Genomic DNA, 2,864 nt, shown 5'->3' with positions numbered 1-2,864 from the left:
TCGGAAAAAAACCACGCTAAGAGAATTTATCTAAAAAAGAGCCGAAATTTACCCCGTTAAGAGTAAATTGGCTCTTTCATATTTAATGTTTCCTTTAATTTTTTTTGGAGGATTGTTGATGATAGTTTGTAAATACTTAGAATACCTTCTAAATAAAAATAAGAAAAAAGAAAAGACACCCTAAAGTGCCTTCCTCCGACTTGAACCACTTTAATTTTAATAATATGTATTGGACGCCAATCCAAATGTTATTTTACCATGTTAAGTTATTTTATACATTGAGAAAAAATAAAAGTACTCTTTTGAGTACCTTTTACTTATCGCAAGCGATCCCATCTCCATCTCTGTCTAATTTCTTGCTATATCCAGGCTCACCTTGTTTAATTGGAGCCTTACCGGCTTTTTTCACTTGTGTGCAATTTTCGTACACTACATTATTTTGCTCCGCTTGATTTGGTTGTTCCTCAGGCTGACTTGCTGGAGTAGTAGCCTGCTTTGGTTCTTCCCTATAACGTCCTACATCATCAATTACAACTTGATTATTAGATGAATCTACAATTTTAACTACGATATCATCTTTGTTTGAGATATTGGCTTCTTTCCCATACGCTCTGAACGCTGTTCCCTTATATCTTTCGTATGGTCCAGCAGATGTTTTAAAAGTGGACACAGACAACTCTTTGTCTACCTTATCGTGTTTTGCATATGCATCTAAATCGAAAGCCAAAGTAATTAATTTCCCATCATCACTAATAGATACTATAGGATTAACACCATCAATTTTCTTATAGGTTTCTGTTAATCTCTTTTGCGTATCATCTTTAAATTTATTAATTTTATCTTGTTTCTTATCAATCGGCTGTTCTACTGGCTTCGGTTCAACTTGCTTTTCTTCCTTTACAGGGGCTGTATTTGTAGTGACGGCAGATTTTACTTCTTGTTTCGGTTCTTCTTTCTTTCCTGTAATAGTATTGAAAATAGAAACGACAATTACCAGATAAATTAAAGAAGCAATTACCATTTTGACCTTGCTACCAGAACGGAATCCAAGTATCTTTTGGTACCATTTACGTTCAGTTTTATGTATTTCAATATCCGTATAACTTTTAATCAAGCTTTCTATTTCTTTACCAGATCCATTCGAATTAAAGGTAAAAATGTCTTTCATCCCTTTGAACTCAAAGTTTGATTTAATTGCGTAATGATCAATAAAGACATTTGTATAGTCACTGAAATGATGCGTAGAGATACTTACTACATCCTTGGCATCTCTATCGTAAGTGAATGTTTGAATGTGTTCTTTTGAAACCGCAGCGTACCCAGTTTTAATTCCTCCAAGGGCAACAGTTGCGATGATAGGAGTGATTCCATATTCTTTTTGATATTTGGTAGCTATAGCTTGCTTGGCAAGTTCTAATTCACTTGGTTGTTTCTCTTTTTTCTTTTTCCCCATGACTTTACTCCCTTTCAAAATGTAAGATTTCTCAAGCAAGTATAACAAATTCAGTTACAACTATTTTGTCACATTTTGTCGAATGAAAATAAAAAAAGAGAGCCGTAGCCCTCATTGGTTAATATGGTAAAATTATGTAAAATTATGTAAAATTTTACCTCTTTATTTTGGAAATGATTTCTTTTATTATGGATTCAAATACAATATCTTTAATTTGAAATATTGAGCGCTGCAACGCTCCGTATTTTGTTTTAGAATCTTCAATAGAGGATTCATATTACCTTGATGTTTAAAGGTGTTTATACGTTAAAATAAGGAGTGTGAGACCTACATAAAATACTTTTTCACCAAGTATGTATATTCCACTAAGAGGTTTAGTGCTTTCTTTTGTGGTTCTGTGTCTAAATCAGAAATTTGGTCTAAAATAACCTCGACTTGTGGTGGAATTCGATATTCTCTGCCAACTAAGTTGTCCAAACTAATGTTATATAGATCAGCAATTTTGATTAGAGTGGAAATGTCAGGTTCTGATCTTCCCGCTTCCCAATTGGTATATGTAGAACGAACAACATTTAAATAGTGAGCAACATCATTTTGAGTTAATTTGGGTGTTTTTGCCCAACCCCTCGAAAAGGTGGATTAAGGGATTTTCCGAAAAACAAATCCCTGTTAAATAGAGAATGAGCGCTTCCTTATACAAGAAAGCGCCCTTTAATTGAGGGAATATTATATTATCTCATCAAAATTATCGGCAAACTGTTCTTCTGAAATTACTCGTATACCGTTTCTTAATAATAAAGCAGTTGTAACTCCATTCCCAGCAATTTTCTTCCCAATAAATTCACCATTATAAATCATTGAACTTCCACAGGATGGACTATACTCCTTAAGAACAACTACTGTTACATTACTATCAATTGCTTTTTTTAAAGTAGTATAAGCTCCTTTGATGTATAGTTCCGTAACGTCTCTACCCGATTTTTCGATTACTTTTGCTGTCCCATCCAATACATCTTCCCCGTTGCCACCTATTATTTCAGCAGGTTCTCTGGGGGTCGAAAAACCCCCTAGCAATTCAGGGCATACAGGTATTGCTTTATTCTCTCCTATTAGTTGACTGATTTTATGATCTAAACAATGTGTACCGTTATATCTTACGCCTAATCCTGCTAAACAAGAACTTACTAATATCATTGACATCACCCCAGTTTGGTATCACCTAATGTCATTGTACGACCAACTCCCATTATTAAATAGAACAAATTGAGCGCTATCTTTATTAAAGAATGGGGCCGATTGCAGAATCACAATGAACTTCCAGTATAATCACTTTTTAGGGGTACCGCCACATGCCCATCAACTTAAGAACGAAAACAAAATGAACTTTCGTTCAAACAAACTAAAAAACACG

At 34.2% G+C, this 2,864-nt stretch carries 2 protein-coding genes and 1 pseudogene; all 3 read right to left on the bottom strand.

Features of this window, described 5'->3' with window-relative positions; translation table 11 throughout:
• Window positions 1-313: 313 nt before the first annotated feature.
• Window positions 314-1,453: an excalibur calcium-binding domain-containing protein gene (locus PDQ68_RS28410; RefSeq protein WP_270787159.1), complete on the bottom strand. Its 1,140-nt coding sequence runs from the start codon at window positions 1,451-1,453 to the stop codon at window positions 314-316.
• A gap of 327 nt (window positions 1,454-1,780) precedes the next feature.
• Window positions 1,781-2,047 (bottom strand): annotated as a pseudogene (locus tag PDQ68_RS28405) (helix-turn-helix domain-containing protein); the annotation flags it as partial.
• A 132-nt stretch (window positions 2,048-2,179) separates the two neighbouring features.
• Window positions 2,180-2,647: a 2-thiouracil desulfurase family protein gene (locus tag PDQ68_RS28400; protein WP_270708792.1), complete on the bottom strand. Its 468-nt coding sequence runs from the start codon at window positions 2,645-2,647 to the stop codon at window positions 2,180-2,182.
• Between the last annotated feature and the right edge of the window lie 217 nt (window positions 2,648-2,864).

It is taken from the genome of Bacillus cereus group sp. Bc010, from assembly GCF_027716745.1.
Lineage (GTDB): Bacteria > Bacillota > Bacilli > Bacillales > Bacillaceae_G > Bacillus_A > Bacillus_A pacificus.
Note: the sequence above shows the minus strand (reverse complement) of the source record. Positions and strands in the feature narration are given on the sequence as shown.